Origin of the sequence: Roseateles sp. SL47 (assembly GCF_026625885.1) — a bacterium.
Classification (GTDB): Bacteria; Pseudomonadota; Gammaproteobacteria; order Burkholderiales; family Burkholderiaceae_C; genus Roseateles.
Window position 1 is genome coordinate 3,993,783 of record NZ_CP113068.1, and the last position, 26,522, is coordinate 4,020,304.

Below are 26,522 nucleotides of genomic sequence, written 5' to 3' on the forward strand. Positions count from 1 at the left end.
ACGGTGAATGAGAAAAGCCCCCGAGCTGGAAGCAGCCGGGGGCTTTTTGATGGGGCAATGACCGGGCAAATGACCCGGTAAAAGACCGGGCAATCAGAGGCGCATAACGCCTCCCTGCCTCACAGTTCCGCGCGCACGCTGATGGCGAAGCGGCGGCCGTCGGCATAGGTGCCGCGCGGCAGGTTGTAGTCGCTGAAGTAGCTGCGGCGTACCGTGTTGGTCAGGTTGTTGCCTTCCAGCGCGATTTTGATCTTGGCGGTCAGCGAGTAGCTGATGAACGCGTCGACCATGCCATAACCCTTCATCGTCACCGGGGTGAGGGCGGTGACGCCGTCATTGCTCGGATAACTCAGGCGCGAACCGACCGCATATTCACTGCGCCAGTTGTAGGCCAGACGGGCCGAGAAGTCGCCGTAGTCATACATGCCCACCAGGTTGGCGCTGCGCTTGGACAAGCCTTCCAGCGGACCGGTCTTGCCATTGATCGAGCTGGGCGCTTCGCTGTCCACAAAGGTGAAGTTGGCCTGCAGACCCAGCCCGCGCAGGAAGCCCGGCAGTTGGTTGAAGAAGCCTTGGTAGCCGATTTCCAGCCCCTTGATCTTGCCGTCGCGGCCATTGGTCGGCGTGGACAGCGAATAGGTCGTGCCGTTGATCGACACCTGCGACACGCTGTTCTGGATAAAGCCCTGCACATCCTTGTAGAACGCCGCGCCATAGACGCTGTCGCTCTTGCTGATGTAGTACTCCAGCGTGGTGTCGACCTGGTTGGCGCGCAGGCGCTCCAGTTCTGGATTGCCCTGGTAGGCGGTCTGGTCGTTGACGTTCAGGCTCAGGCTGGGGGTGAGCTGGTCGAAGTTGGGACGTGTCACCACACGCGACACCCCCAGGCGGGCCTGCAGGTCCGGGCGGAGTTCCAGGCGCAGGTTCAGGCTGGGCAGCCAGTCGGTGTCGGTCTTGTCCAGATTGACCCGCTCGGCGCTGAGGTTGGTGTAGGCGCGGTCCACCTTGGTCCGCACCACGCGCAGGCCAACATTGCCGGTCAGCGGCAGGCCCGCCAGGCTGGTGTCCAGATCACCCGCCCCATACAGGGCCCCGCCACGCTCGCGGTAGTTGAAGGTCTGCGCCGGGTCGAAGGTCGGCACCGACAGGTCGAAGGTGTCCCGCACGGCCTGGGCATTGCGCAGCCAGTTGGTGTCGGTCACGCCCAGCCATTGGCGAGGAATGTTGCCGCTGCCGGCGTCCTTCAGCAGGTTGTTGTAGGGCAGCAGGCCGACGCTCGGAATGTCGGACAGGCCGAACATCCAGATGTCGTTGATGGTGTTGATCTCGGCGCTTTCGGCACGGCGGTCGTTGATGCGGACACCGCCACGCACCTTGGTGAGGATGCCGGCATCCACCGGCTTGTCTACGTCCGCACGCCAGGCCGTTTCACGACCGGTGTTCTTGATGCGGAAGTACAGCGTCTTGTCCGCCCAGTAGTTGGCGGTGTTGTCCAGCTGCGAGGTCGACGAATAGGCCGAGGGCAGCTTGGTGCTCAGGTCGAAGGTGTAGGTGGCCGGGTCGTCGGAGAAGGTGCCCAGGCGCACTTCCTGATAGAAGCGGTCGAATTTGCTGCGGGTGTGGCTGATGTCGCTGCGCACCACGGCGTCCGCGACCTTCCACTTGCCGGCCAGCGACAGTTGGTCGATACGGGTGTCTTCATCCGCCACCGAGCTGGAGGTGCTCATGCTGGCCCCCCAGAACGTGCCGGACACAAAATGGCCGTTGCTGTCGGTCTTGATCTCGCCGTTGGGCCACAGTTGGCCCTGGTTGGCGGTGCTGCTGTAGTTGGCCCAGAACGGCGAGGCGTAGAGGCCGTAGACGTCGGTGCGGCTCTTGAGCTGCGTGTGGGTCAGGTCCAGCGTGTATTCGCTGCGGCCGTCCGGGCGCCATTGCAGCGCGGCGCTGGCCGCCTTGCGGTCCCGTTCGCCGAATTCATAGGCCAGCCAGTTGCCCAGCGGTGCCACCACGCCGGAGCCGTCGGCCAGGGCGGCCGGGTTGTCCAGCTCTTGTGTGTCCGAGCGGTATTCGCGCTTTTGCGTGGAGAGGCTCAGCAGGGCGCCGAATTCACCGGCATCCAGCTTCCAGCGGTTGGACACCAGCAGCGACCCTTCGGCATTGTTCTTGTCCGCCAGTTCGGCACGGGTGCCCTTGACCGAGCCGGCCAGCTTGAAGCCGGCGAAGTCGAACGGGCGACGGGTGCGCAGGTCGATGACGCCGCCGATGCCGCCTTCAATCAGATCGGCGGTCGGGGTTTTGTAGACGTCGGCACCGGCCAGCAACTCGGACGGGACGTCCTGGAACGACAGGCCACGCTCCTTGCCGGCGGTGAAGATCACCCGGCCGTTCAGCAGCGTCTGCGTCTGCTGCAGGCCACGCACCTGCACCCGATCCCCTTCGCCGCGGTTGCGGGAGATCTGCACGCCGGTGATGCGCTGCAGTGCTTCGGCCACATTGGCGTCCGGCAACTTGCCGATGTCATCCGCCACGATGGAGTCCACCACCTGCTCGGCATTGCGCTTGATGTCCTGCGCACGGATCAGGCTGGAGCGCTGGCCTTGCACCACCACGGTGTCGAGCTTGGTGCTGTCACCGGAGGCGGGAGCCGCTTCCTGGGCGAGGACGGCCAAGGGGCTCAGCAGCGCGGCGCAGGCCAGGGCCACCGGGGCCAGGGGGGGCCGTGTGCTGTTGCGGGTGAGGGAAGCGGTCATGGTTGTCTCCGAAACTTGAGGTAACTCGTTTTAGGTGTGGTGGGGCCGGGGAAAGGGGGCGTTCAACAAGGGGGAGGGCCGAGGTCCGGTCAGGGGCAGGGCGCGGCGTCCCGGAACGCCTTGAGCGCGGGCAGCGCCCGACCGTTGGCGTCAAACAGGGTCTGGTTGGCCCAGGCATTGCCTTCACCGGTGCGCCAGCCCGCGCCGGGAACGTCCAGCCAGGCGGGTTCCCACCAGAACACGCCCAGGCCTTCCGGCACGGCAGCCACGGCCTGCACCAGATCCCGCAGCATGGCGGCCTGGCCTTCCGGCGTGGCGGGGTAACCGCCGCGTTTTGCACCTTCTTCATTGAAGACGGTGGGGCCGCCGACTGGATGGTCCGGCCGCCATCCATACGCGGTTTCCACCACCACCAGCGGTTTGCGGTAGCGGTCGGAGAGGTCGCGCAGGTTGGTGCGCAGGGCCTCGAAACCATCGTGGTGATAGGGGTACCAGCTCAGCCCGATCACGTCGTAATCCAGCTTGCCAGCTTCGAACTGGTCGTACACGCCGCGGAACATCTCGCCGCTTTTGCCGTCGCCCTGATGGGCCAGGTGGAGCATGACCGGCAGGCGGCTGCCCCGGAGGGCATCGGTAGCGCGGACGCCGCGAATGCCGGCCCGCAGCAGTTCAACAAATGCCTGCTCGCCGCCGATCTTTTCGTCCGGAGTCTCGCGCCAGGTCTTGCCGTCCGGCCAAAGCATGCCGCCGTTGATTTCGTTGCCGACCTGAATCATGTCGGGGTCGGTGCCCTGGTCATGCAGGGCCGTCAGCACTTGCGAGGTATAGCGTTCAACCGCAGCCTGCAATTCGGCCCCGTGGAGCTTGGCCCAGGCGGCCGGTTTGGCCTGCTTGCCGGGGTCGGTCCAGAAGTCGGAATAGTGGATGTCCAGCAGCAGCTTGAGGCCTTGCTTGCGGATGCGTTTGGCCAGCGCCAGCGTCACTTCCAGCCCGTTGTTGCCGCCGCCCACCGGGTCGCCGTGGCGGGAAATGATGCGCTCACCTTCCACCACGTCACGTGCATTGACCGGGGTGTGCCACAGCCGCAGCCGGGCCCAGTTGATGCCGGCCACTCGCAGGATCTGCAAGGCCGTGCCGCTCCGGCCGTCGGCGGTGGAAAACCTGGCGCCGCCGCGTTCCACCACGTCCAGCGTGGAGACATCAGCGCCCAGGATGAAGGATTTGGCGTACTTGGTGGCCGTTGGGGCCTGGCAGAGGGGCGCGGACGCCACAGCGGCCGGTGCGGATGCCGTGGCGGCCGCTGTGGCGCCCGCAGTCGCACCAGCAGTTGTTCCAGAAGCAGTGCCGGAAAGGGCTGCAGGCGGCGCCAGCCCGTCTGCCGCCAGAGCGGGCAGGGCATGGCTGGCCAGCGCGGCGCCACCGGCCAGCATCAGGCGACGGCGCCCCGGGTTGGCGGGGGCAGGGGAAGGGTGCGCAGGGGACGCATCGGTCATCAGGTGGCGGTCGCTCAAGGTTGTCTCGCTCCGGCGGTGGTCCAGCAGAACCACGCTCTTCTGTGCTTGGGCTTCATCTCAGGTTAATCGCTTAACCTGTTGCTAGTGTCCACGATTTGCCCTCCCGCACCATTGAGGGGTTTCCCGGAAGGGCTGGAAAGCCACATTCGGGGGGGGTGCACCGTTCTGGGGCTCGCTCCCGTGGAGCGCGGTGGCAGGGGCCGCAGGCAGTCCAGAGCCGACCCGCAAAACTGCCCGGCCGGGTCAAGCCCCCCGGGGGAGGGGGCTTTGTGCGAGTCGCGTGTCGTAACAACTTACCGTAACAACTGTTGCGTTGTTCCCCCTTCGGACTTCCCCCTTCTTAGGGGGTGCTTTACCCCCCCACCGGCCTAAGATGCGCCCGTCTCCGGTGCAAGAGGGGTTGCGATGTGCAAACCGGAGTTGGGTACATCGCTCAAGGGGGGGCCCTATGGAAGGTATGACTGATCTCCGCCATTTTGCGGGTTCTGTAAATGGTGGCTTTGCCATGTCCAACATGACTGTCACGCGTCGCGTGCTGCTCGTGGATGACCATGAATTGGTTCGCGCGGGCATTCGTACTCTTTATCAATCGCTGGATGAGATTGCCATCGACTGGGTGGAAGCCTGCTCGCTGCAGGAGGGGCTGCAGCAGTATGGTGAACATGCAGACGGGCAGGGCATTGATGCGGTCCTGCTGGACCTGAACCTGGGTGATTGCAAGGGTTTGCAGGGTTTGCGTCAGTTCATGGAGGCCTATCCGCAGGCGCGGGTGGTGGTCTTCAGCGGCACACAGGATGAATTTGTGGTCCGTCAGGCGCGAGCGATGGGGGCGGTGGGATATCTGCCCAAGGGCGCGCTGATGTCCGAGATGCGCAGCACCTTGCGTGCGCTGTTGGCGGAGCAACGCCGGTCCGGCCCGCCTGGGTCGATGTTTCCGCGTTTCCCGTCCTCGGCCATGTATGACCGTGTGGCCGAATTGGGCCCGCGTCATCTGGAAATTCTGGAATTGGTGCTCTCCGGCTGCAGCAATCAGGAGATCAGCAATTCCACGCAACTCTCGCTGGGCACGGTGAAGAACTATGTGTCCTCTCTGCTGCTGGCGCTGGATGTGAAATCGCGCTCGCACATGATCAGTCTGTTCCGCTGATTCCTTGGCTGAGCGAAAGCGTAGACGGTCGGCGGAGTCTGCCGGGGCCAGTCAGTTCGTGGCGGTGGCCGGTCGCGCCGGGGATGACAACCCGCAGGAGGGCCGGCGCCACGAGCGCCGCGCCATTGTTCGCCGCCTGGAAGATGCGGCCTTTGATGAGGCCTGGGCGCACTGGCCCTGGCTGCTTGCGGCGGTGGCTTTGCCGCTGCTGGTGTCCATCAACCGCCGGGATCTGTCTCCGGGGCTGATGCTCTGGCTGAGCGGCGTGGCGGCCTTGGCGGCCGGCTGTGTCTGGACGGCGCGGCACATGTCGCACCGGCTCGCACGTCCCTCGGTGCGCAGTTCCCTCGATCCCCGCAAGGGTCGCCGCCTGCTGCTGTTGCAGGGGGCGGGCTGTCTGCTGCTGCTGAGTTTGCATCCCTGGATTGCGGAAACGCCGGGCGCCCGTGCGCCGTTGGCGGGCCCGCTGCTGGCGGCGGCTTCCACGGTGCTGGCGGTGTTGCTCGCGCCCATGGGCCGAGGGGCGGCGGCTGCTGCCCTGTTGCCGGCGTCCGAGGGGCTGGCGCGGCTGGTGCTGGACGGGGCCCTGGAGCGTCCCTTGCAGGGCGCGGCCTGGTTTGCGGCGGCCATGGCGGTGGCGGGACTGGCGCTGCTGGAGCAGCATCGCTGGCACCGCAATCAACTTTGGGTGATGCAGCGTGATGACCGCGTGAACCTGCTGGAGCAGGAGCGGGACGAGGCGGTGCGGGCCGATCAGGAAAAGAGCCGCTTCCTCGCCATTGCCAGCCATGACCTGCGCCAGCCAGTGCATGCGCTGGGCCTGTTTGCAGCCACCCTGGAGCGGCGCCTGCAGGGCAGTGCCGAAGAGCCCCTGGTGCGCAACGTAATGCGGTCCATCGAGGGGCTGGAGCGTTCGTTTAATGCCATGCTGGACATCTCCCGCCTGGACGCCGGCACGGTCGAACCCAACATCCAGCACTTTGCCCTGCGCGACCTGTTCCGCCGGCTGCACATGCACTATGCCGGCCAGGCGGAGGCGTCGGGGCTGGGCCTGCGTCTGGCGCCGGGGGGGAAATCGGTCAGCAGCGACCCGCAACTCCTGGAGCGGATTCTGGGCAACCTGGTCCAGAACGCCCTGAAGTACACCGAAACAGGCGGCGTCGTGGTGGTGGCCCGCAGCACGGCGGACAACATCAACCTTGAAGTGTGGGATACGGGGATCGGCATCAAACCGGCCGACCTGCCCCGCATCTTTGCCGAGTTCTATCAGGTGGGCCACGGCGAGCGTAGTCGCACCCAGGGCTTGGGCATGGGCCTGGCCATTGTGAAGCGGCTGGCGCATTTGCTGGGCTACCGGCTGATGGTGGCCTCCCGGCCGGGGCGGGGCACCATGTTCCGTCTCAGCATTCCCGTCAGGCAACTGCATGCCGTGCAGGATGTCATTGGCGCGGCCGACACCGTTCCCATGTCGGTGATCGAGCCCCGCTCGGTGCTGGTGATAGACGACGAGGAGCCGATCCGGGAGGGTCTGAAAGTGCTGCTCGAGGAATGGGGTTACGAGGTGCAGGTGGCCGCGCATGCCGAAGATGCCGAGCGGGTGGCGCGTGAGCGCCCGGAACCGCCGGATCTGATCCTGTCCGACTTGCATCTGGGTGATGGCCCTGATGGCCTCGATGCCATTCGCGCCGTACGGACGGTGTATGGGCTGGATGTGCCCGCCATTCTGGTCACGGGCGACACCAGCAAGGAAGAAATTCGGCGCGCCACCGAGAGTGGCCACACCGTGCTCTTCAAGCCCCTGCAACCGCGCAAGCTCTTCAACGCCCTGCGCGGCATGGTGGCCTGAGGGTTGAAACGCGGCTTGCGCGCCGCGTTTCAACCCTCAATTTTGAGCAATGTGACTTTCGACCACTGCGCAGATTCAAACCTATCTCTAGAGTCCGGTCGTTAAGAAAACGCCGGACGCAATGGCTGATATAGAACTCGATCATCTGCTGAGCCCTCTTCAGGACGACGCCCCCTGTGGCCCCGACCTGGAATACGACCCTGCCTTCCTGGCGCTGCAGACCGCAGGCGAAGGCAAAGCCGAACAGCAGTATGGCGACACGGTCATCCCCGCCGAGGAACCTGACTGGATCAAGGTCTGGGAACAGGCCCTGGCCTTGGCCGAGCGCAGCCGCGACCTGCGCCTGGCCGTCTGGCTGGTGCGCAGCGGCGCCCGCCTCAAAGGCCTCCAGGCCGCCCTGCAAGGCCTCACCCTCATCCACGGCCTGCTGGACCGTCACTGGCACCACGTTCACCCCCAACTGGACGCCAGCGACAACAACGACCCCACCATGCGCATGAATGCGCTGCTGCCCCTGGCCAGCGGCGATGGCGGCCTGGCCGACCTGCGCGCCGCCAGCCTCACCGGTCAGCGCGGCGGCCCCCGCGTGCGCGACGTGGAACTGGCGTTTGGCAATGCCGACCCCGGCCCCAATGAATCGGCCCCCTCGCCGCAAGGCCTGCAGGAAGGCCTCAGCGCCTTCGCCGCGCAAGAACCGGCCCTGCTGGAACGCCTGCAGGCGGGGGTCACCACCGTCCAGGCCATCTCCGACATCATCGAACAGCACCTGGGCGTTGCTCAGGGACCGGACTTCTCCCCCTTGATCCGTGTCCTCAAGCCCCTCGCTCAATTGGCTGCTCAACTCGGCGGTGGCACGGTGGCCGCAGCCGACGACGTGTCGGCCGCCGGGGAAGGCCTCGACGCCTCCCCCGGTGCGTCCGCCACCCGGGTGGTGGTGCCCGCCGGGGTCATTGCCAGCCGTGAAGACGCCATGCGGGCCCTGCAGCGCGTGTGCGACTGGATCGAGCTGAACGAGCCCAGCAACCCCGCCCCGTTGCTGATCCGCCGTGCCCAGCGGCTGATGAGCAAGAACTTCATGGACATCATTCGCGACCTGGTGCCGGATGGCCTGCGCGAGATTGAACGCCTGGCCGGTACCAGTGAGTGATGCGTCCCGAATTTCCTTCCCTTCAAAAGAACCATTTCGACGCCCACGACGACGTCTTTCATCAGGAGTAAGACCATGGCCACCAGCAGCCAGAAGTTCATCGCCAGGAACCGTGCACCTCGCGTGCAGATTGAATACGACGTCGAACTCTACGGCGCCGAGAAGAAGGTCCAGCTGCCCTTCGTGATGGGCGTGCTGTCGGACCTGTCGGGCAAGCCGAACGAACCGCAGGCCCCGGTGGCGGACCGCAAGTTCCTGGATTTCGATGTCGACAACTTCGATGCCCGCATGAAGGCGATGAAGCCGCGTGTGGCCTTCAACGTGCCCAACACCCTGACGGGCGAAGGCAACCTGATGGTCGACATCACCTTCGAAAGCATGGATGACTTCTCGCCGGCCGCCGTGGCCCGCAAGGTGGACGGTCTCAAGCAACTGCTGGAAGCGCGTCAGCAACTGGCCAACCTCATCACCTACATGGATGGCAAGGTCGGCGCGGAACAGCTGATCGCCAAGGTGGTCAAGGACGAAGCGCTGCTCAAGTCCCTGGCGTCCGCCCAGAAACCCGCCGACGGCACCGACGCACAGTGATCGCAGCCGCGCACTGAATCAAGACTCCGGAGCACCCCACCATGGCCGAAGACACACTCGCCCAATCCTCCGCTGCGCTGCAGGGCATCTCGTATGAAGGCAACGAGTTCGCCCAGCTGCTGAACAAGGAATTCAAGCCCAAGACCGACGAGGCCAAGTCCGCCGTCGAGCAGGCCGTCCTGACCCTGGCCCAGCAGGCGCTGTCGCAAACCTCGCTGATCGGCAGCGATGTCATCGTCTCCATCGAGGCGATGATTGCCGAGCTGGACAAGAAGCTGTCCGAGCAGCTGAACCTGATCCTGCACAACCCGGAGTTCCAGCAGCTGGAAAGCGCCTGGCGCGGCCTGCACTACCTGGTCAGCAACACCGAGACGGATGAGCAGCTCAAGATCCGCGTGATGAGCATCTCCAAGCAGGAGCTGGGCAAGACGCTGAAGCGCTACAAGGGCACGGCCTGGGATCAGAGCCCGCTGTTCAAGCGGGTGTATGAAGAGGAATACGGCCAGTTTGGCGGTGAGCCGTTCGGCGCCATGGTCGGTGACTACTACTTCGACCACAGCCCGCCGGACGTCGAGCTGTTGGGTGAAATGGCCAAGGTGGCCGCAGCCGCCCATGCCCCGTTCATCGCCGCGGCCAATCCGTCGGCCATGCAGATGAGCTCCTGGCAGGAACTGGCCAACCCGCGTGATCTGACCAAGATCTTCGGCACGCCCGAATATGCGGCCTGGCGCTCGCTGCGTGAATCCGATGACGCGCGCTACATCGGCCTGACCATGCCGCGCTTCCTGGCCCGTCTGCCCTACGGCGCGCGGACCAACCCGGTGGAGGAATTCAATTTCGAGGAAGACACCGGCGGCGGCAGCCACAACGCCTACACCTGGGCCAATTCGGCCTATGCCATGGCCACCAACATCAACCGTTCGTTCAAGAACTACGGCTGGTGTACCCGCATCCGCGGCGTGGAGTCGGGTGGTGCGGTCGAGAACCTGCCCACCCACAGCTTCCCGACGGATGAAGGCGGTGTGGCCATGAAGTGCCCCACCGAGATCGCCATCAGCGACCGCCGCGAGGCCGAGCTGGCCCACAACGGCTTCATGCCGCTGGTGCACCGCAAGAATTCGGACTTCGCCGCCTTCATCGGTGCGCAATCGCTGCAAAGGCCTGCGGAATACGACGATCCGGACGCGACCGCCAATGCCAACCTGGCGGCGCGGCTGCCCTACCTGTTTGCCTGCACCCGTTTCGCGCATTACCTGAAGTGCATCGTGCGCGACAAGGTCGGCTCCTTCAAGGAGCGTGCCGAAATGGAGCGTTGGCTGAACAAATGGATCATGAATTACGTGGACGGGGATCCGGCGAATTCGTCGGAGATCACCAAGTCGCAGAAGCCGCTGTCCGCTGCCGAAGTGCTGGTGGAAGAGATCCCTGGCAACCCCGGCTACTACACGTCCAAATTCTTCCTGCGTCCGCACTATCAGCTCGAAGGGCTGACGGTGTCGCTGCGGCTGGTGTCCAAGCTGCCGTCGCAGAAGGGCCAGTAAGCACAGTGCCTGGAGACGCCCAAGACTGGGCAGCTCCCATCCGTTTCACGCATCACCGAGGGAGGGCCGGAAGGCCCACCGGCTGATAAGTTCCGGGCCACCGGCCCGTTTTTGCGGCCCCGCATGCGTTGAAGCGGGGTCGGTTACCACGAGTCCATCAAGGAGAGACCCACCATGACGATCGACGCCAATCTGAAACTCGCCGGTGTTGACGGCGAATCCACCCACAAGGACCACAAGGGCGAGATCGATCTGCTCGCCTGGTCCTGGGATTGCCGCCAGGACAGCACCGCCGGTAGTGGTGGTGGTTCGGGCAAGGGCAAGGCCATTCCCGGCCAACTGGTGTTCGCGCACTTCTACGACAAGGCTTCCCCGGTGCTGGCCAAGGCCTGCGCCAGCGGCAAGCACTTCGACAGCGCCGTGATCACCTGCCGCAAGGCCGGTGAAGGCCAGCAGGACTTCCTGAAGGTCACGCTGAAGCAGGTGCTGGTGACCTCGGTGTCGCCGTCCGCCAGCAGCGGTGGTGACATCTCGGAAAGCGTCTCGCTGAGCTACGCCGACATCGAGTTCGAATACAAGGCCCAGAACGAAAAGGGCGCACTGGGTGGCGCGGTGAAGTTCGGCTGGGACGTCGCCGCCGCCTCAACCCGCTGATCCGCGCACTTGCTGCGCTGACAAGCACCTGGCCACGCAGTGGCCGGGTGGGCGCGCCGGCCCTTTCATCCGTGGAAGCGGCCGGCGCGTGTCTTGGAGCCTTCACATGTCTTTCAACACCAGCGGCGGCAGCGCCGACATGTACCTGGACCTGACCCTCAAACGCGCAGGCAAGGTCAAGGGCGAATCCGTGGCCCAGGGCCACCAGAACGACATCACCGTCTCCGGCTTTGCCTGGGGCGTGGGTGCCAGCGGCGACGCCGTGGCCGGCCAGAGCACCGGCCGCCGCAGCTATCGCCAGCTGACCATCACCAAGCAGTTGGACAGTGCCAGCACTGCGCTGATGAGCGCCGTGGCCACCAACGACGAAGTGCGCAGCGCCAAGCTGAGCCTGCGCAAGGCCGGCGGTGAGCAGCAGGACTACTTCAGCATCACGCTGGAGAAGGCCCGTGTGGCCACCTACGACATCGATGTGGATCAGGACGGCCAGCCCGTTGAACGCATCACCCTGAGTTTCCAGAAGGTGGCGGTGGAATACCGCAACCAGAGTGCTGCCGGCCAGATGGGCGGCACCTGCACCTTCACCGACGACCTGACCTGAGGTCGGAAAGTCCTTTATGAGCGCAGTTGAAGACCTGATCGCCGCCGGCCAGCCCGTGGAGGCCTTGGCCGCCGTGCAGCAGCAGGTGCGCCAGCAAGCGCAGGATGTGCGTCTGCGGGTGTTGTTGTTCCAGCTGCTGGCCGTGAATGGCCAATGGGCACGTGCCGCTGCCCAGCTGGAGGTGTGTGGCGAGTTGGACGCCGCCACGCTGGCCATGGTCAACACCTACCGCGAAGCGCTCAAGTGCGAGCTGGTGCGTGAGGCGGTGTTTGACGGCAAGACAACGCCGCTGGTCATGGGCGAGCCGGCCGAATGGGTGGCGTCGATGGTGCAGGCCCTGAAGCTGTCGGCCGACGGCGACCACCACGCCGCTCAACTGATGCGGGCGCAGGCCCTGGAGCAGGCGCCCGCCACGGCCGGCACGATCGACGGCCAGGCCTTCGACTGGATTTGCGATGGAGATTCGCGGCTGGGCCCGATCCTGGAGGCGGTGATCAACGGCCGTTATTGCTGGGTGCCCTTGTCGGCGCTGGCCAAGATCCAGATCGAGCCGCCGGAAGACCTGCGTGACCTGGTCTGGGCTCCGGCCTTTCTGGAGTTTCCCAACGGCGGCGGGTCGGTGGCGCTGATTCCAACGCGGTATCCCCGCACGACCGGGTTTGACGACCCGCGCACCTGGCTCTCGCGTCGCACCGAGTGGTTGCCGCTAGGGGGTGAGGACGCAGCAGACGACGCTGCCGCTGCGGGCGAGGGCGGGGCGGGCCCTCAGTTCGCCGGCATCGGCCAGCGTGTGATGATGACCGACGCGACCGAAGCAGGTTTGCTGGATGTCCGTCTCATCGAACTGAGGTCTTGAATGTTCCGTTGTTCCTCCCGCAGTGCCGTCTCTGCCGTCTCCGCCGTCTCTGCCGAAGCCGCCCTCCAGATCACCCGTGCGCCAGCGGTATGGCGCACGCTGGCGGCCGTGATGCTGGGGGTGTCCTTGCCGAGCCACGCCGTGACGCCGGCAGAATCCAGACCATCGGCGGCCTCAGCCTCAGCCTCAGCCTCGGCACCGGCACCGGCACCGGCAGCCAGGTCGGCCAATACCGGCAACGTCTCCAATGCCGGCAACGTCTCCAAAAGCGGCAAATCCGCCAAGGCGGCACGCGCCTGGCGCACGCTGTCACCAGCGGGCTGCCATCCGCTCAATGATGCGGAGCAGGCGCGCCTGCCCGCGAGCTGGAAACCGTATGCCTCCTCCACGCGCCGCTGTGACCTCGCGGCACCGGGTGCAGCGCCCAAGGTGAGCCTGGTCTCCGTTTTCGCCGAGGACTATTTTCGTGGCAGCCCGCCGAGCGCCCCCTGGGAAGACTTCCCCAAGCCTTTGCTGGTGGATAACGCTTGGCGCTGCGTCGGGGTGCTGCCGGAGCTGTACCCCTTTGATGAGCCCCGCACGCTGACCCTGCGCTACGGGCAGTGGCTCGACGGCATCCCGCAGGAGATCCGCGTGCAGGTGGCCAACCCCGCCCTGGGTGGTGATTACGCCTTGCCGCCGCTGTCCTGGGATGCGGCGCAGCAGCGTTACCACTCGACTCCCACCTCCAACTCGGTAGCCCCCCAATGTCCGCAGTCCTGACTCCCTTCTCTCCGGCTTCGGCCGCCAGCGGTGCCCAGACCGGCGCCATCAGCGCGGATGAGCTGGCGCGTGTCGCTCAAGAGGCCTACGACCAGTACCCCGCCTCGTGCAGCCATTCGGTGTGGCATGTGATCAAGCGTTATGTGCCGGACCAGCAATACCGCACCGCCAATGTGCTGATCGCCTTCCTGGAAGCTGACAGGCGCTGGAAGGAAGTGCCCGTGTCCGAACTCGCGGACCGGGCCTCGCGTGGCGAGCTGATCGTCGGTGGCCTCAAGGAAACGCCCAATGGCCACGTGGTGGTGGTCTACCCCGGTGCGGCCAAGCCGGCAGGGGGCTATGCCTACACCTCCGGCGGAAGGTCGGTGACCATGCGTGCGCGGGGGCAGTATCCGCGCGTCATGTCGACCTCGCTCAGCGGTTGGGCCGGTGCCAAGAGCCGCGGCGACAAAACCATCTGGGACCCCTGGGCCAATGATGCGAAGTTCGGCCAGGTTCGTTTCTGGCGCCTGGACCTCTCCGCCGGGCAGTGACGAACGGAGCCCCGCAGTGAGCCAGCAGCCCACCCGCGACCGTCTGCAGCCGGCGCTGCTGGATCGCCTCACCGATGACGACCCCACCAGCCGCGTGGAGGCCGAAGAGCGGCGCATGATGAGCAAGTCGCAGCTGCGGCAAGCCGTGCTGCGCGACCTGGGCTGGCTGTTTAATGCGGTGCAGCCGCTCGGTCGGGCGCTGGAGGCGCATCCGCAGGTGGCCGCCAGCGTGCTGAATTTCGGGCTGCCGGCGCTGTCCGGCCAGCTGGCGTCCAAGGTGGACGTGAGCCATGTCGAGCGGGCCATCCGCCAGGCCATCGTGCGATTTGAGCCGCGCATTCTCGAGAGCACGCTGGAAGTGCGTGCCGTGGAGGCCGACAGTGTGCTGGACACCCACAACGTGATTGAATTTGAAATCCGCGGCCATCTGTGGTCGCAGCCGGTACCGCTGGAAATCCTGCTGCGGACGCAGATGGACCTGGAAGCCGGCCAGGTGGACGTGCGGGAGGCCTGAGCATGGATCCCCGCCTGCTTCGCCTCTACAGCGACGAGTTGACCCACCTGCGGGAAGTCGGCAGCGAGTTCGCTCGCGAATTTCCCAAGATCGCCGGCCGCCTCGGCATGGAGGGCACCGAGGTGGCCGACCCCTATGTGGAGCGGCTGCTGGAGGGGTTTGCCTTTCTGTCGGCCCGGGTGCAACTCAAGCTGGATGCGGAACATCCGCGCCTCATCTCGCATCTGCTGGAATCCATCTATCCGAATTTCCTGGCGCCGGTGCCGTCGATGATGGTGGCGAAGTTCACTGTCGACGTCACCGACCCCAATCTCTCCAAGGGCTTCCCGGTGCCGCGCGACAGCGCGCTGCAATCCGGCTTGCCGCGTGGCCAGGACACCCGTTGCGAGTTCCGCACCTCGCAGGATGTGATGCTGTGGCCGATCGAGCTGGTCAGTGCCCAGTACTTCAGCCATGCGACGGACCTGCCGATGAATCGCCTGCCCGGCGCGGGTGGTTATCGCGGTGGGCTGCGCCTGCGCATCCGCACCGGCGGTGGTCTGCCGCTGCGCCAGTTACGCATGGACCGGCTGCAGCTCTACATCAGCGCGCCGGACGACGTGGCCTTCCGTCTGCATGAGCTGGTGCTGGGCGCGTCGGTGGGCAGCTATGTCACCGGCAGCGGCGTGGACGGCCAGCACGCCTTGGCACAGTGGCGGGACGGCACCAGCATCGCGCCGGTGGGTTATGAACCCAGCCAGGCGCTGCTGCCGGACACCCACCGCGGCTTCTCCGGCTGCCGCCTGCTCCAGGAAGCGGCCGCCATGCCACGTCGCTTTCTGTTCTTCGACATCACCGATCTCGCCGACCGACTGGCGCGCGTCGAGGGACAGGAAGCCGATCTTGTGCTGTTTTTCAGCCGTGCCGACGCAGGGCTGGAGGCGATGGTCGACGTCAACAGCCTGTCGCTGCACTGCACCCCGGCGATCAATCTTTTCACCAAGCGGCTGGACCGCATCCAGCTCGGCCCGGGCAGTTGGGAATACCACGTGGTGCCGGACCGCACCCGCCCGATGGACTTCGAGGTGCACAGCCTGCAGTCGGTGATCGGTTACGGGGCGGGGCAGGTGGGCCAGCAGACCTTCCGTCCGTTGTACGCCACCTATCACGAGCCTTCCGGCGAGGGCGCGGGCTACTACACCGCGCGTCGCGAACCCCGGTTGCTGTCGGCTCGCCAGAAAGAGCAGGGCCCACGCACCGGCTATATCGGCGAGGAGATGTTCGTGTCGCTGGTCGATCCGCGTCATGCGCCTTACCGCGAGGACATCCGCCAGCTGTCGGTATCCGCCTTGGTGAGCAATCGCGATCTGCCCACGCTGCTGCCGCATAACGGCAGTGCCGGCCCGGCCGCCTGGCGTCTGGATGCCGCCGGCCCGGTGCTGCGGGTGGATGCAGTGCATGGCCCGACACGGCCCGTCAGCCGCCAGCCGGTGGGCGAGGCGGGTTGGAGCCTGGTGGGGCTGCTCACCCTGCAACAACTGCCGTTTGCCGATGAAGGCCCGGCCCAGGCAGCGGCAACATTGCGTCGGCTGCTGGCGCTGTACGGCCCGCCCGGGGACCCGTCCTGGCAGCGGCTGGTGGACGGCGTGCGACAGGTGTCGGTGCGGTCGGTGGTGCGCCGCCTGCCGTTCAACGGCCCGCTGAGCCATGGCTGCGGATCCGAGATCGATCTGGAGCTGGATGAGCTGGCCTTCCAGGGCCACAGCGCCTTCCTCTTTGGCAGTGTGCTGGAGTATTACTTTGCCCGGCATGCCGCCATCAACAGCTTCACCCAGCTGCGGCTGCGCACCACCCAGCGGGGCGAACTGCGCCGTTGGCCGGTGCGTATCGGTGGCGAGCCGGTGCACCGGTCGGGCGGGAGCCTGACGTGACGCCACCGGACGTGCCGCTGGACCCGGCAAGTGCGCTGCAGGTGCTATTTGCCGAGGTCGAAAAGCGCCCCTGGGCCTACGACTTCTTTGCGCTGCTGCGCCGCATTGAAGGCTTGTCGCCGCAACTGCCGCGCCTGGGGCGTGCCGCGAGGCCCAGCCTGGAGCCGATCCGGCTGGGTGAAGAAGCCGAGCTGGACTTCGCTCCCGCCGCTTTGGCCAAGCTGGAGCCCACGGCAGCGGGGGTGCCGCGTCTGGGCGTGCGCTTCTTCGGCTTGCTGGGACCGCAGGGCCCCTTGCCGCTGCACCTGACCGAATACGCCCGGGAGCGCCAATACCAGCGCAACGACCCGACGCTGGCCCGCTTCCTGGACGTCTTCCACCACCGGCTGCTGATGCTGTTCTACCGGGCCTGGGCGCAGTCCCAGCCGGCGGTGCAGCATGACCGGCCCGAGGCGGACCGGTATGCCGCCTGGCTGGGGGCCGCCACCGGGCTGCACGGCGGCTGGCAGCCGCAGGACTCGCTGCCGCAGACGGCCCGCCTGTTCAACGCCGGCATGATGGGTGGCCGCGAGCGCCACCCCGAAGGCCTGGCCAAGATCCTGACCCAGCATTTCCAGGTGCCGGTGCGTATCGACCAGCATGTGCCGCAATGGCTGCCGCTGGAAGATGACGAACGCACCCGCCTGGGTTTTGCCCGCAACCGCAAGGAACGCATCGGCCTGGCACCCGCTGCGCTGGGCCGCAGCACCACGCTGGGCACCAAGGTCTGGGACCGCCAATACCGCTTCCGGGTGGTCATCGGCCCGATCAACCGCGAGCAGTACGACCGCTTCCTGCCGGACGGCAGTGCCTGGCGGCCCCTGAATGACTGGATCCGCCAATACGTGGGCCACGGCCTGCGCTGGGAAATCCAACCGCTGCTGGAACGACGGGCCGTGCCGGCCGCCGCCTTGGGCCACCAGGTGCGCCTGGGCTACACCAGTTGGGTCGGGCGCGCCGGCCATGCAGCGGCCACCAGCGACCGTGGTGACCTGCGGCTGAGGCCCTGGTCGGTGGCGCTGGGGCGCGCCGGCCGAAGCCCTGAATCCACAACATCGCGCCCCCCACAGGGAGAGAGACCATGAGCGAAATTTCACGCACCAGCCTGTTTGGCAAACTGAATCCGCTGGCCTACAAGGCCATTGAAGGCGCCACCGTCTTCTGCAAGCTGCGCGGCAACCCGTATGTGGAGCTGCAGCACTGGATCTATCAGATTCTCAACACACCCGATTCCGACCTGCATCGCATCATCAAGCATTACCAGCTGGATGCCGCGCAGCTGTCGGCCGACCTGATGGCCTCGCTGGACCGCCTGCCTCGTGGCGCCTCGTCGGTGACCGATCTCTCCAGTTGGGTGGAAAACGCGGTAGAGCGGGGCTGGGTCTACGGCTCGCTGCTGTACGGGGACGGCCAGGTACGGACCGGCCACCTGGTGGTGGGGCTGCTGAAGACGCCGTCCATGCGCAATGCGCTGCTGTCGCTGTCTCGCCAGTTCGAGCGCATTCCGGTGGATGAGCTCAGCGAGCACTTTGCGCAGGTGGTGGAAGGCTCGCCCGAGCAGGCCATGCGGGCGGCCGAGCCGGGTGCCACGCCCGGAGACGCCAGCGGCGCGATTGCCCCGGCGGCCATGGGCAAGCAGGAGGCGCTCAAGCGCTTTGCGGTCGACCTCACCGAGCGTGCCCGCCAGGGCGAGATTGACCCGGTGGCCGGCCGGGACGAAGAAATCCGGCAGATCGTCGACATCCTGATGCGTCGCCGCCAGAACAATCCCATCCTCACCGGCGAGGCGGGGGTGGGCAAAACGGCCGTGGTGGAAGGCTTTGCCCTGCGCCTGGCCCAGGGCGATGTGCCGCCGCAGCTCAAGGACGTGTCGCTTTACATGCTGGACATCGGCCTTCTTCAGGCCGGCGCCAGCATGAAGGGGGAGTTTGAGAACCGCCTGCGTGCGGTCATCGACGAAGTGCAGGCGTCGCCCAAGCCCATCATCCTGTTCATTGATGAAGCCCACACGCTGATCGGCGCGGGCGGTGCGGCCGGCACCGGCGACGCCGCCAACCTGCTGAAGCCGGCGCTGGCGCGTGGCAAGCTGCGCACCATCGCGGCCACCACCTGGGCGGAATACAAGAAGCACATCGAAAAAGATCCGGCGCTCACCCGCCGCTTCCAGGTCGTGCAGGTGCCGGAGCCGGACGAGGCCAAGGCGGTGTTGATGCTGCGGGGCGTGGCCTCGGTGCTGGAAAAGCACCACCGCGTGGCGCTGCTGGACGAGGGCATTGAAGCCGCCGTGCGGCTCTCGCATCGCTACATTCCGGCGCGTCAGTTGCCGGACAAGGCGGTGAGCCTGCTGGACACGGCCTGCGCGCGCGTTGCGGTGAGCCAGCATGCCACGCCAGCGGAGCTGGAAGACACGCTGCGCCGTATCCAGGCGCTGGAAGTGGAGCAGGAGATCATCAGCCGCGAAGCCGCCATCGGCATGGAGGTGGCCGAGCGCAAGCGCCGCGTGTTGGCGGCGCTGGACGAGGCGCAGACGCGCCGTGGTGAGCTGGAGGCCCGCCATGCCAACGAGAAGGCGCTGGTGGACCGTGTGCTGGCGCTGCATGCGCTGCTGCGCAAGGACGGTGAGGGCGCCCCGGCGGACGAAGAACGTGAGACGCTGCTCACCGAACTGAAGGGCCTGCGCAGCCAGTTGGCGGCCTTGCAGGGCGATGCGCCGCTCATCCTTCCCACCGTCGACGAACAGGCGGTGGCCAGCGTGGTGCAGGACTGGACCGGCATTCCGGTGGGCCGCATGGTCCGCAACGAACTGCAGGCGGTGCTGCAACTGGCGGAGACCTTGAACCAGCGTGTCATCGGTCAGCGCCATGCCTTGGAGATGATCGCCAAGCGCATCGAAGTGAGCCGTGCGCGCCTGGACAACCCCAACAAGCCGATTGGCGTGTTCCTGCTGGCCGGCACCTCCGGCGTCGGCAAGACCGAAACCGCCCTGGCGTTGGCGGAGGCCTTGTATGGGGGTGAACAGAACGTCATCACCATCAACATGAGCGAATTCCAGGAGGCTCACACCGTCTCCACGCTCAAGGGCTCGCCGCCCGGCTATGTGGGTTATGGGGAGGGCGGTGTGCTGACCGAGGCGGTACGCCGCCGTCCCTACAGCGTGGTGCTGCTGGACGAGGTGGAGAAGGCCCACCCGGACGTGCATGAGCTGTTCTTCCAGGTGTTCGACAAGGGCTGGATGGAGGACGGGGAAGGGCGCTACATCGACTTCAAGAACACCATCATCCTGCTCACCAGCAATGCGGGCAGCGACCTGATCATGAAGTTGTGCGCCGACCCGGAACTGATGCCGGAACCGGAGGGCATCGCCAAGGCCTTGCGTGAGCCGCTGCTGAAGGTGTTCCCGGCGGCGCTGCTGGGGCGGCTGGTGACGATTCCGTACTACCCGTTGAATGAGGAGATGCTGGGGCAGATCATCCGTCTGCAGCTCGGTCGCATCCAGCGCCGGGTGTCGGAGAACCTGGGCGTGCCGTTCAGCTATGGCGAGGATGTGGTGAAGCTGGTTATCAGCCGCTGCAATGAAGTGGAGAGCGGCGGGCGGGTGATTGATGCCATCCTCACCAACACCGTGCTGCCGAGGATCAGCCGGGAATACCTGACGCGTCTGACGCAGGGCCACAGCATTGAGCAGGTGGCATTGACGGTGAAAAACGGGGATTTTGAGTACGGGTTTGACTGAGGGGAACCGGTCATTGCAAACGCACGCATCCCTGGTCCGGTTTGTGGGGGGGACTTTTGCGGCTATGAGCTGCCTGGCCTTGGCGAGCGTTCCCGCGCAAGCCGATATGGCATCCGCCGATGCATTGCCCCCAAGGGGGACTACGTTCGGCGACCGTGGCCTTTGCAAGGCTGATGAGACCGTTTACTTTGCCTGCCCGACGACGAAATCCCGCTGGATCAGCCTTTGCGGGGCACCCGGCGCCTTGCAGTACCGATTCGGTCGGACGACAAAGATCGAACTGGCGTTTCCCGACCAGGCTTCGGACGGCCCGAGCCAGTTTCGTTACGCCGACTACTTCCGTCAGCAGGTGACCCGAACGGAAGTGAGCTTCGAACGGGAAGGGGCGGACTATGCGGTCTACGTGTATCAGGAGGGAAATCAACGCACTGCAGGTGTGCGGGTCACCACGCGGGAAGGCAAGGAAGTCGATGTGGCTTGCCAGGGACCTGTCCTCAGCCAACTGGGCCAGTTGCAGTCGGCCATTCCCTGTGACAGGGAGAGCGCGCTCACGGGCGGTGAATGCGGCCGTTGACTGAGGCGCGCCATCACGACGGGGGCCTTCAGACCGCTCGAATGAGGGTGGGGGGCTGATGTGCTCCAATTCCGGGATGACGCCGGAACTCTTCCCCCAACTCCTTGGTCTCACCAACACCGACCCCGCCCTGCATGAGGCCGTGGCGCCCCATGCGCAGGGCGATACGGCCCTGGCGCCGGCCCGCATCCAGAAGCTCAAGTCCGACTTCCTGATGCTCACCTCGCTGGGCGTGGTGTTCTCGTTTTCCAACCGGGAGACCTTCCAGCGCGAGTTCGGCGCGCCGCGCGGCGAGGGCCCCAAGGTGCTCAGTGGCATCTTCTACTACCCCCAGGGCAGCGAGGAAGTCGAGCCGTTCGAAGGGGCCGGCCCCTTGACGGACGCGCCGGTCGAGATCCGTCAGGAGGCCCTGGCCGCCTATGGGGAACCCGAAGCCTCCGACGGCGAGGACGGCGCGATCGAATGGGAACAATGGCTGGTGCAGGGCGTGGAGCTCTCCGCCGACTATGACGATGAGGGTGAGGTGTTGTGCCTCACCGCTGCATTGCCGATCGGCTGAACGGCGACACGCCCGGTGACAGCAACCGGGCGCTTGCCCCTGATTCACGGCGGAGTGACTTTGGTCGCTATCACCGGGCCCGCCATGGGCCTACTGTCGTTGGCAGAACCACCTCGGATCCGCCATGGCCGTGCCGTTTCGCATCAAGACCGCGCTTGCCGACGATGTCCTGCGGGTGCATAGCTGCACGTCGCGTGAGCATTTGAGCGAACTCGGTGAGACCACACTCACCTTGCTCAGCGAGCACAAGGACGTGAAGGCCAGTGATCTGCTGGGCAAGGCCGCCACGCTCACCATGGCCCTGCGGGACGACGCGCCCCGGCATCTGTCCGGCTACGTCACGCGGTTTGCGCAACGAGGGTTCGAAGGGCGCTTCACGGTCTATGAAATGAGCTTGAAACCCTGGCTGTGGCTGCTCACCCGCACGGCGGACTGCCGCATCTTCCAGGAGATGACGGTGCCGGACATCGTCAAGGCCGTTTTTGACGACCATCCGGTGGCCAAGTTCGAATTCCATCTGCAGCGCCCCTACCGCAGCTGGAATTACTGCGTGCAATACCGAGAGACGGATTTCAACTTCGTGGCCCGGCTGCTGGAGCATGAAGGCATCTACTGGTATTTCATCCATGACGATGCGGGCCACAAGCTGGTGCTGACCGATTCGGCCAGTGCCCATGATTGCGCCCCGCATTGCGAGTCGCTGCCGTTTTATGCCGGGGGGGCGCAGTCGCCGCCGGCCCTGGCGTTCGTCGATCAGTGGAGCGCTGTGCAGAGCCTCACTGCCGGCAAGGTGGTGATGACCGACTTCGACTTCGAACGTCCGTCCAGCTCCCTGCAGACCAGCCAGGCCCGCACCCGGGATTACGACATCTCCGACAGCGAAATCTTCGACTTCCCCGGCGGCTACCGCCAGTCGTCCGACGGTTCCCAATATGCGGAGGACCGGCTGGACGAAATCCAGAGCGACCATGCCTGCTTCGAGGCGAGCTGCAATGCCCAGGGCGTCTGCACCGGCCATCTGCTGTCGCTCACCCGCCATCCCCGCGACGATCAGAACACCCAGTACCTGGTCACCGCCACCACCTTGCACCTGCAGCAGGCCTCCAGCGAGTCGGGCTCGGGTGCGTCCGAGCTGCGCTGCAGTTTCAGCGCCATGCCGGCGGACCAGCAGTTCCGCCCCCTGCGACGCACCCCCAAACCGGCGGCACCCGGGCCGCAGACCGCCATCGTCACCGGCCCGTCCGGCGAGGAGATCTTCACCGACAAATACGGTCGGGTGAAGGTGCAGTTCCATTGGGACCGCCGCGGCCAGCGCAATGAAAAAAGCTCCTGCTGGATCCGGGTGTCCCAGCCGTGGGCCGGCAAGGGCTGGGGCGGTGTGTCCATTCCCCGCATCGGGCAGGAGGTGGTGGTCGACTTTGTGGAAGGGGACCCGGACCAGCCGCTGATCACCGGCCGCGTCTACAACGCGGAGCAGATGCCGCCCTTCGAGTTGCCCGCCGCCGGTGTCATCAGCGGCATCAAGTCCAAGAGCCACAAGGCCATGGGCTACAACGAATTCTCGATGGACGACACGGCCGGCAAGGAAATGATCACCGTGCATGGTCAATACGACATGCAATCCACCATCGAGCATGACCAGACGCTGGTGGTGCACAACAATCGCACCGACACCATTGGCGTGGACGACACCGAATCCGTCGGCAACAACCAGAGCCAGACGGTCGGCAACCACCAGACGGTGAAGATCGGGGTGAATCAAGGCATCACGGTGGGCAGCAACCGCACGAAGACGGTCGGGGCGGATGAGACGCTCAGCGTCGGTGCCAACCAGGTGGAATCGGTGGGGGCCACCCGGGCGCTGACCGTGGGCGGCGCGGACAGCCAGAGCTTTGGTGCGACCCAGACGGTGACGGTGAGCCTGGCCAAGGCCGAGACCATCGGCGCCGCCTATGCACTCACCGTGGGCGCCGCCATGAACCACCTGGTGGGCGCGGCGCTGATGCAGGAGGTGGGGGGTGCCAAGGTGGTGTCGGTGGGGGGGCTGAGCAGTGAAGCCATTGGCGTCAGCAAGTCGGTCGTTGCCGGGACCCACATCAGCGACAAGGCCGGCGCCAACATGAGCCGATCTGCGGGTGCGAAATACTCGGCGGAGGCGGGGGCCACCATGAGCTTCCAGTCCGGTGCCGACTACACCGTGACCAGCAAGGCCAAGGCGGTCATTCAGGCGGCGGACGAACTGGTGCTCTCCTGCGGATCGGCCTCGTTGACACTCAAGAGCAATGGCGACATCCAGCTGAAGGGGGCCGGCATCAAGATCATCGGCAGCGGTACCATCAACGTGAAGGCCTCCAGCGATGTCAACATCAAGGGCGCCAAGGTCAATCAGAACTGAGCGGCGTGAAGTATTGCCAGGCCCCATGGCGAACCCCGCCGATACTCACGGCTACGCATGGGCGTGACCAGAGGTAAGTCATCGTGACTCGGCGTGCAGTCGAGTAAGGCTGCGTCAACTTCCGTTGTTACAAAGCCGCAATGACCGCCAGGAATGACCAAATGACTTTGGTTCATTGCTGAATGCCGAGGAGACAATGACCATTGCGCATGATGCGGCACTCGGGCCGCGGCGAGGCGTTTTGATGTCACGACCTGAAGGATTTCCCCGCCCTGACAAGGGCATCGACCCGGCTGTTCCGGACGATCCCATGCTGGATCCCGACGCCACCCGGATCACCACTGCCGCCAAGCCATTGGACCGCATGCCGCCCATCACGGCGGCCAATCGTGTCGAGCCACGTGCCGAGGCGCCCCACACCCCTGACCCTCGCGCTGCCGACACCTCGGCTGGCGCCGACCACCCAGTGACGTCTTCTTCCTCTTCGGATTCTGCGCTTCCTCCCATCGATCCCTCTGCGGGGGCGCCGTCGGGTGCAGCCCCGATGGGGATGGAGGCCGCAGAAGCAACGGGCACGCCCTTGGCCGCCGGGCCGCTGGCGGAGACGGCCCACGAGCCGTCGGCCTCGGACGACTCCACCGTGGTGGTGCCCGGCGCTGCGTTCAAGGCCATGGCGGCGGCTGCGGCCGCGCGGCCCGCGACCCTGGCGCCCGCCACCCCGGCAGCCATTCCGGCAGCCATTCCGCCAGGCAGTCAGGCCAGCGACACCGCACCGTCCCCGGCCGCTGCCACGCCTGCAGCGGCTCCGGCGGCCACGCCGGTGGCATCCCAACCGCCGGCACCCGTGGTGCCGCCCAGCAAGCCGGCCAACCGGCGCTTCCAGTCGCCGATCATCAACGAGCCGGTCGACGATGACGACGGCGATTCCGAATTCGCCGCCACGCATTTCGACCCCTCGCTTCAGGCGGAGGCCGAAGCCGCCTTCCGGGCGGCCACGCTGCCGGGCGGGCCGCTGATTCCGCCGGTGCCGGTGGTGCGCAGCGGCGCCCCCAGCCCGCAGGCCGACATGCCGGTCCGGCAGGTGGGCCGTTATGAGATCCGCGAACGTCTGGGCCGTGGGGGCATGGCCAGCGTGTTCAAGGCGCACGATCCCGGCATCGGCCGTGATGTGGCCATCAAGTTCCTGCATGCGTCGCTGTGCGAGGACGAGGAATATCGCGCCCGCTTCCTGCGGGAAGCCCGCGCTTCGGGCGGCCTGTCGCATCCCAACATCGTCACGGTGCATGATGTGGGCGAGATCGACGGCCGTCCCTACATGGCCATGGAGCTGCTGGACGGCGAATCGTTGGCCGATGTGCTGGAACCCGGCAAGCCGCTGCCCATCCGCGACGTGGTGGTGATGTCCATCCAGCTGGCACGTGCGCTGGACTATTCCCACAAGCGGGGCATCGTCCACCGCGACATCAAACCGGGCAACATTGCCCGCGCCAAGGGCACGCTGGACATCAAGGTGATGGACTTCGGCATTGCCCACATGGAGTCCAGCAAAGGCGAGCAACGGACACGCGTCGGTGATGTGCTGGGCACGCCTCAGTACATGTCGCCGGAGCAGATCAACGGCGAGAAGATCGACGGGCGGGCCGACCTGTTCTCGGTCGGCATCGTCATGTACCAGATGCTCACCGGCCAGCGCCCGTTCACCGGCGACAGCGTGGTGAACCTCGCGCTCAAGATCGCCAAGGAAGAACCAACGCCGCTGAACAAGCTGCGTCCCAACCTACCTGCGTCGCTGCGCCGGGTGGTCGACCGCTGCCTGGCCAAAGCCCCGGATGACCGCTTCCCCAGCGGGGCCGAGCTGGCGGATTCGCTCACCCGCGTCCTGTCTGAAATCGACGAAGAGTCCCATGCAGTGGACCGCCCGCGCATCATCCCGTTGCGGGTCAAGTGGACCGCGATGATGGCGGCTATTGTGGCCATCGTGATGGCCATCACCTGCACCATCATCCTGGACCGCCAATACAACGCCATGATGCAGCAGGTGGCGGACTCCGGCGCTGCGCTCACCCGCTTCATTGCCGTCCAGAACGCGACACCCGCGCTGGCGGAAGACTGGGTCACGGTGGATGTGCTGCTGGCCGAGATGATGAAGACGCGGGACTTCCAAAGCCTCACGCTCTCCGACAAGGACAACATCGTTCGGGCTTCCAGCAATCCCGAGGCGGTGGGCAAACCTTATCAGACGCCGGCCGGCGAGGTGCTGGGTGAACTGGGTGGCGTCAAGCGCACCCACTACCTGGTGGGCCGCGAGCCGGTGCTGGGCTTTGAGTCCGCCATCACCTACAACGAAAAGGTGGTGGGCCATGTGGCCCTGGGCCTGCCGGAACGCCCGCTGGAAAGCGTGGCGCGCTTGTCCCGCACCTTGATGGCCACCCTGGCGGTGGTCACCGTGCTGGCGGTGGCCATTGCCATGTATGTGGTGGGCAACTGGTTCTCGCGTCCGATCAAGCTGATGAACGAGGCGTTGGGAGAGATTGCACGGGGCCGCTATGCCTTCCGCATCCGTGAACAGCGCAAGGATGAATTCGGTCTGCTCTATGCCACTTTCGACCAGATGGCTCAGGCCCTGCAGGACCGTCAGGCCCTGACCGCCGGCCAGAGCAAGCCGGAAACCATCCGCACCACGGCGGCCCTGGCGGCTGCGGCGGCCAAGGGTAAATCGTCCTCGTCCTCGTCGTCCTCGTCGTCTTCCTCCCGGGAAGGCGGTCGCAGCAGCTCGTCGAGCAAACCCTCGACCTCCAGCAAGACGGACCGATCCTCCGGCACCCCCAAAGATCCTTCCAACGGCCGACGCTGAGCCCC

At 65.9% G+C, this 26,522-nt stretch carries 20 protein-coding genes; 18 read left to right on the forward strand and 2 right to left on the reverse strand.

The features are described from left to right. Positions 1-119: 119 nt before the first annotated feature. Together OU995_RS17630 and OU995_RS17635 are read right to left on the reverse strand one after the other, a co-directional pair. A complete protein-coding gene (locus OU995_RS17630) occupies positions 120-2,750 on the reverse strand; it encodes a TonB-dependent receptor (RefSeq protein WP_267831312.1) in 2,631 nt (876 codons plus the stop codon). Positions 2,751-2,839: 89 nt separating this feature from the next. Further along, entirely contained in the window at positions 2,840-4,261 is a 1,422-nt protein-coding gene (locus OU995_RS17635) for a glycoside hydrolase family 53 protein (protein ID WP_267831313.1), read from the reverse strand. Between the two features lie 508 nt (positions 4,262-4,769). Here OU995_RS17635 and OU995_RS17640 point away from each other — a divergent pair. The 18 genes from OU995_RS17640 (at position 4,770) to OU995_RS17725 (ending at position 26,517) form a co-directional block, all read left to right on the forward strand. Then, entirely contained in the window at positions 4,770-5,411 is a 642-nt protein-coding gene (locus OU995_RS17640) for a response regulator transcription factor (RefSeq protein ID WP_267831314.1), read from the forward strand. A 58-nt stretch (positions 5,412-5,469) separates the two neighbouring features. Continuing rightward, complete coding sequence (locus OU995_RS17645; protein WP_267831315.1) at positions 5,470-7,257, forward strand: hybrid sensor histidine kinase/response regulator; 1,788 nt, start codon at positions 5,470-5,472, stop codon at positions 7,255-7,257. A gap of 121 nt (positions 7,258-7,378) precedes the next feature. Further along, positions 7,379-8,404 (forward strand): type VI secretion system protein TssA, encoded by a 1,026-nt coding sequence (gene tssA, locus OU995_RS17650; RefSeq protein ID WP_267831316.1) that lies wholly within the window; start codon positions 7,379-7,381, stop codon positions 8,402-8,404. 75 nt (positions 8,405-8,479) lie between these two features. Next, a complete protein-coding gene (gene tssB / locus OU995_RS17655) occupies positions 8,480-8,992 on the forward strand; it encodes a type VI secretion system contractile sheath small subunit (RefSeq protein ID WP_267831317.1) in 513 nt (170 codons plus the stop codon). Between the two features lie 41 nt (positions 8,993-9,033). Next, positions 9,034-10,533 carry a type VI secretion system contractile sheath large subunit gene (gene tssC, locus OU995_RS17660; protein WP_267831318.1) on the forward strand — a complete coding sequence of 500 codons (1,500 nt, stop codon included), beginning with the start codon at positions 9,034-9,036 and terminating at the stop codon, positions 10,531-10,533. Positions 10,534-10,707: 174 nt separating this feature from the next. Beyond that, a complete protein-coding gene (locus OU995_RS17665; protein WP_267831319.1) occupies positions 10,708-11,187 on the forward strand; it encodes an Hcp family type VI secretion system effector in 480 nt (159 codons plus the stop codon). A 106-nt stretch (positions 11,188-11,293) separates the two neighbouring features. Further along, positions 11,294-11,788 (forward strand): Hcp family type VI secretion system effector, encoded by a 495-nt coding sequence (locus OU995_RS17670; protein WP_267831320.1) that lies wholly within the window; start codon positions 11,294-11,296, stop codon positions 11,786-11,788. Between the two features lie 16 nt (positions 11,789-11,804). After that, on the forward strand, positions 11,805-12,644 hold the full coding sequence (locus OU995_RS17675) for a type VI secretion system accessory protein TagJ (RefSeq protein WP_267831321.1): 840 nt from the start codon (positions 11,805-11,807) through the stop codon (positions 12,642-12,644). After that, a complete protein-coding gene (locus OU995_RS17680) occupies positions 12,645-13,406 on the forward strand; it encodes a hypothetical protein (protein WP_267831322.1) in 762 nt (253 codons plus the stop codon). Beyond that, positions 13,391-13,939 carry a hypothetical protein gene (locus tag OU995_RS17685; RefSeq protein ID WP_267831323.1) on the forward strand — a complete coding sequence of 183 codons (549 nt, stop codon included), beginning with the start codon at positions 13,391-13,393 and terminating at the stop codon, positions 13,937-13,939. Before OU995_RS17680 ends, OU995_RS17685 begins: the two co-directional genes overlap by 16 nt. 16 nt (positions 13,940-13,955) lie before the next feature. After that, positions 13,956-14,453: a type VI secretion system baseplate subunit TssE gene (gene tssE / locus OU995_RS17690; RefSeq protein WP_267831324.1), complete on the forward strand. Its 498-nt coding sequence runs from the start codon at positions 13,956-13,958 to the stop codon at positions 14,451-14,453. 2 nt (positions 14,454-14,455) lie between these two features. Continuing rightward, entirely contained in the window at positions 14,456-16,363 is a 1,908-nt protein-coding gene (gene tssF, locus OU995_RS17695) for a type VI secretion system baseplate subunit TssF (protein WP_267831325.1), read from the forward strand. After that, the gene (gene tssG / locus OU995_RS17700; protein WP_267831326.1) at positions 16,360-17,487 is read left to right on the forward strand and encodes a type VI secretion system baseplate subunit TssG; all 1,128 of its coding nucleotides are present in this window, start codon (positions 16,360-16,362) and stop codon (positions 17,485-17,487) included. Before tssF ends, tssG begins: the two co-directional genes overlap by 4 nt. Then, positions 17,484-20,135 carry a type VI secretion system ATPase TssH gene (gene tssH, locus OU995_RS17705; RefSeq protein WP_267831327.1) on the forward strand — a complete coding sequence of 884 codons (2,652 nt, stop codon included), beginning with the start codon at positions 17,484-17,486 and terminating at the stop codon, positions 20,133-20,135. The genes tssG and tssH overlap by 4 nt, the downstream gene beginning before the upstream one ends. Positions 20,136-20,214: 79 nt before the next feature. Continuing rightward, on the forward strand, positions 20,215-20,709 hold the full coding sequence (locus tag OU995_RS17710; protein ID WP_267831328.1) for a hypothetical protein: 495 nt from the start codon (positions 20,215-20,217) through the stop codon (positions 20,707-20,709). Between the two features lie 76 nt (positions 20,710-20,785). After that, positions 20,786-21,268, forward strand: coding sequence for a hypothetical protein (locus OU995_RS17715; RefSeq protein ID WP_267831329.1), 483 nt, complete (start codon positions 20,786-20,788; stop codon positions 21,266-21,268). Between the two features lie 124 nt (positions 21,269-21,392). Further along, positions 21,393-23,663: a type VI secretion system Vgr family protein gene (locus OU995_RS17720; protein WP_267831330.1), complete on the forward strand. Its 2,271-nt coding sequence runs from the start codon at positions 21,393-21,395 to the stop codon at positions 23,661-23,663. A 244-nt stretch (positions 23,664-23,907) separates the two neighbouring features. Beyond that, on the forward strand, positions 23,908-26,517 hold the full coding sequence (locus OU995_RS17725) for a protein kinase domain-containing protein (RefSeq protein WP_267831331.1): 2,610 nt from the start codon (positions 23,908-23,910) through the stop codon (positions 26,515-26,517). Positions 26,518-26,522 lie beyond the last annotated feature (5 nt).

Excerpts from the sequence above, each read along its gene's own strand:
- OU995_RS17630 (WP_267831312.1), bottom strand. The coding sequence starts at position 2,750 with ATGACCGCTTCCCTCACCCGCAACAGCACACGGCCCCCCCTGGCCCCG.
- OU995_RS17640 (WP_267831314.1), top strand. The coding sequence starts at position 4,770 with ATGTCCAACATGACTGTCACGCGTCGCGTGCTGCTCGTGGATGACCAT.
- tssA (WP_267831316.1), top strand. The coding sequence starts at position 7,379 with ATGGCTGATATAGAACTCGATCATCTGCTGAGCCCTCTTCAGGACGAC.
- tssB (WP_267831317.1), top strand. The coding sequence starts at position 8,480 with ATGGCCACCAGCAGCCAGAAGTTCATCGCCAGGAACCGTGCACCTCGC.
- tssC (WP_267831318.1), top strand. The coding sequence starts at position 9,034 with ATGGCCGAAGACACACTCGCCCAATCCTCCGCTGCGCTGCAGGGCATC.
- OU995_RS17665 (WP_267831319.1), top strand. The coding sequence starts at position 10,708 with ATGACGATCGACGCCAATCTGAAACTCGCCGGTGTTGACGGCGAATCC.
- OU995_RS17670 (WP_267831320.1), top strand. The coding sequence starts at position 11,294 with ATGTCTTTCAACACCAGCGGCGGCAGCGCCGACATGTACCTGGACCTG.
- OU995_RS17675 (WP_267831321.1), top strand. The coding sequence starts at position 11,805 with ATGAGCGCAGTTGAAGACCTGATCGCCGCCGGCCAGCCCGTGGAGGCC.
- OU995_RS17680 (WP_267831322.1), top strand. The coding sequence starts at position 12,645 with ATGTTCCGTTGTTCCTCCCGCAGTGCCGTCTCTGCCGTCTCCGCCGTC.
- OU995_RS17685 (WP_267831323.1), top strand. The coding sequence starts at position 13,391 with ATGTCCGCAGTCCTGACTCCCTTCTCTCCGGCTTCGGCCGCCAGCGGT.
- tssF (WP_267831325.1), top strand. The coding sequence starts at position 14,456 with ATGGATCCCCGCCTGCTTCGCCTCTACAGCGACGAGTTGACCCACCTG.
- tssH (WP_267831327.1), top strand. The coding sequence starts at position 17,484 with ATGAGCGAAATTTCACGCACCAGCCTGTTTGGCAAACTGAATCCGCTG.
- OU995_RS17715 (WP_267831329.1), top strand. The coding sequence starts at position 20,786 with ATGACGCCGGAACTCTTCCCCCAACTCCTTGGTCTCACCAACACCGAC.
- OU995_RS17720 (WP_267831330.1), top strand. The coding sequence starts at position 21,393 with ATGGCCGTGCCGTTTCGCATCAAGACCGCGCTTGCCGACGATGTCCTG.
- OU995_RS17725 (WP_267831331.1), top strand. The coding sequence starts at position 23,908 with ATGTCACGACCTGAAGGATTTCCCCGCCCTGACAAGGGCATCGACCCG.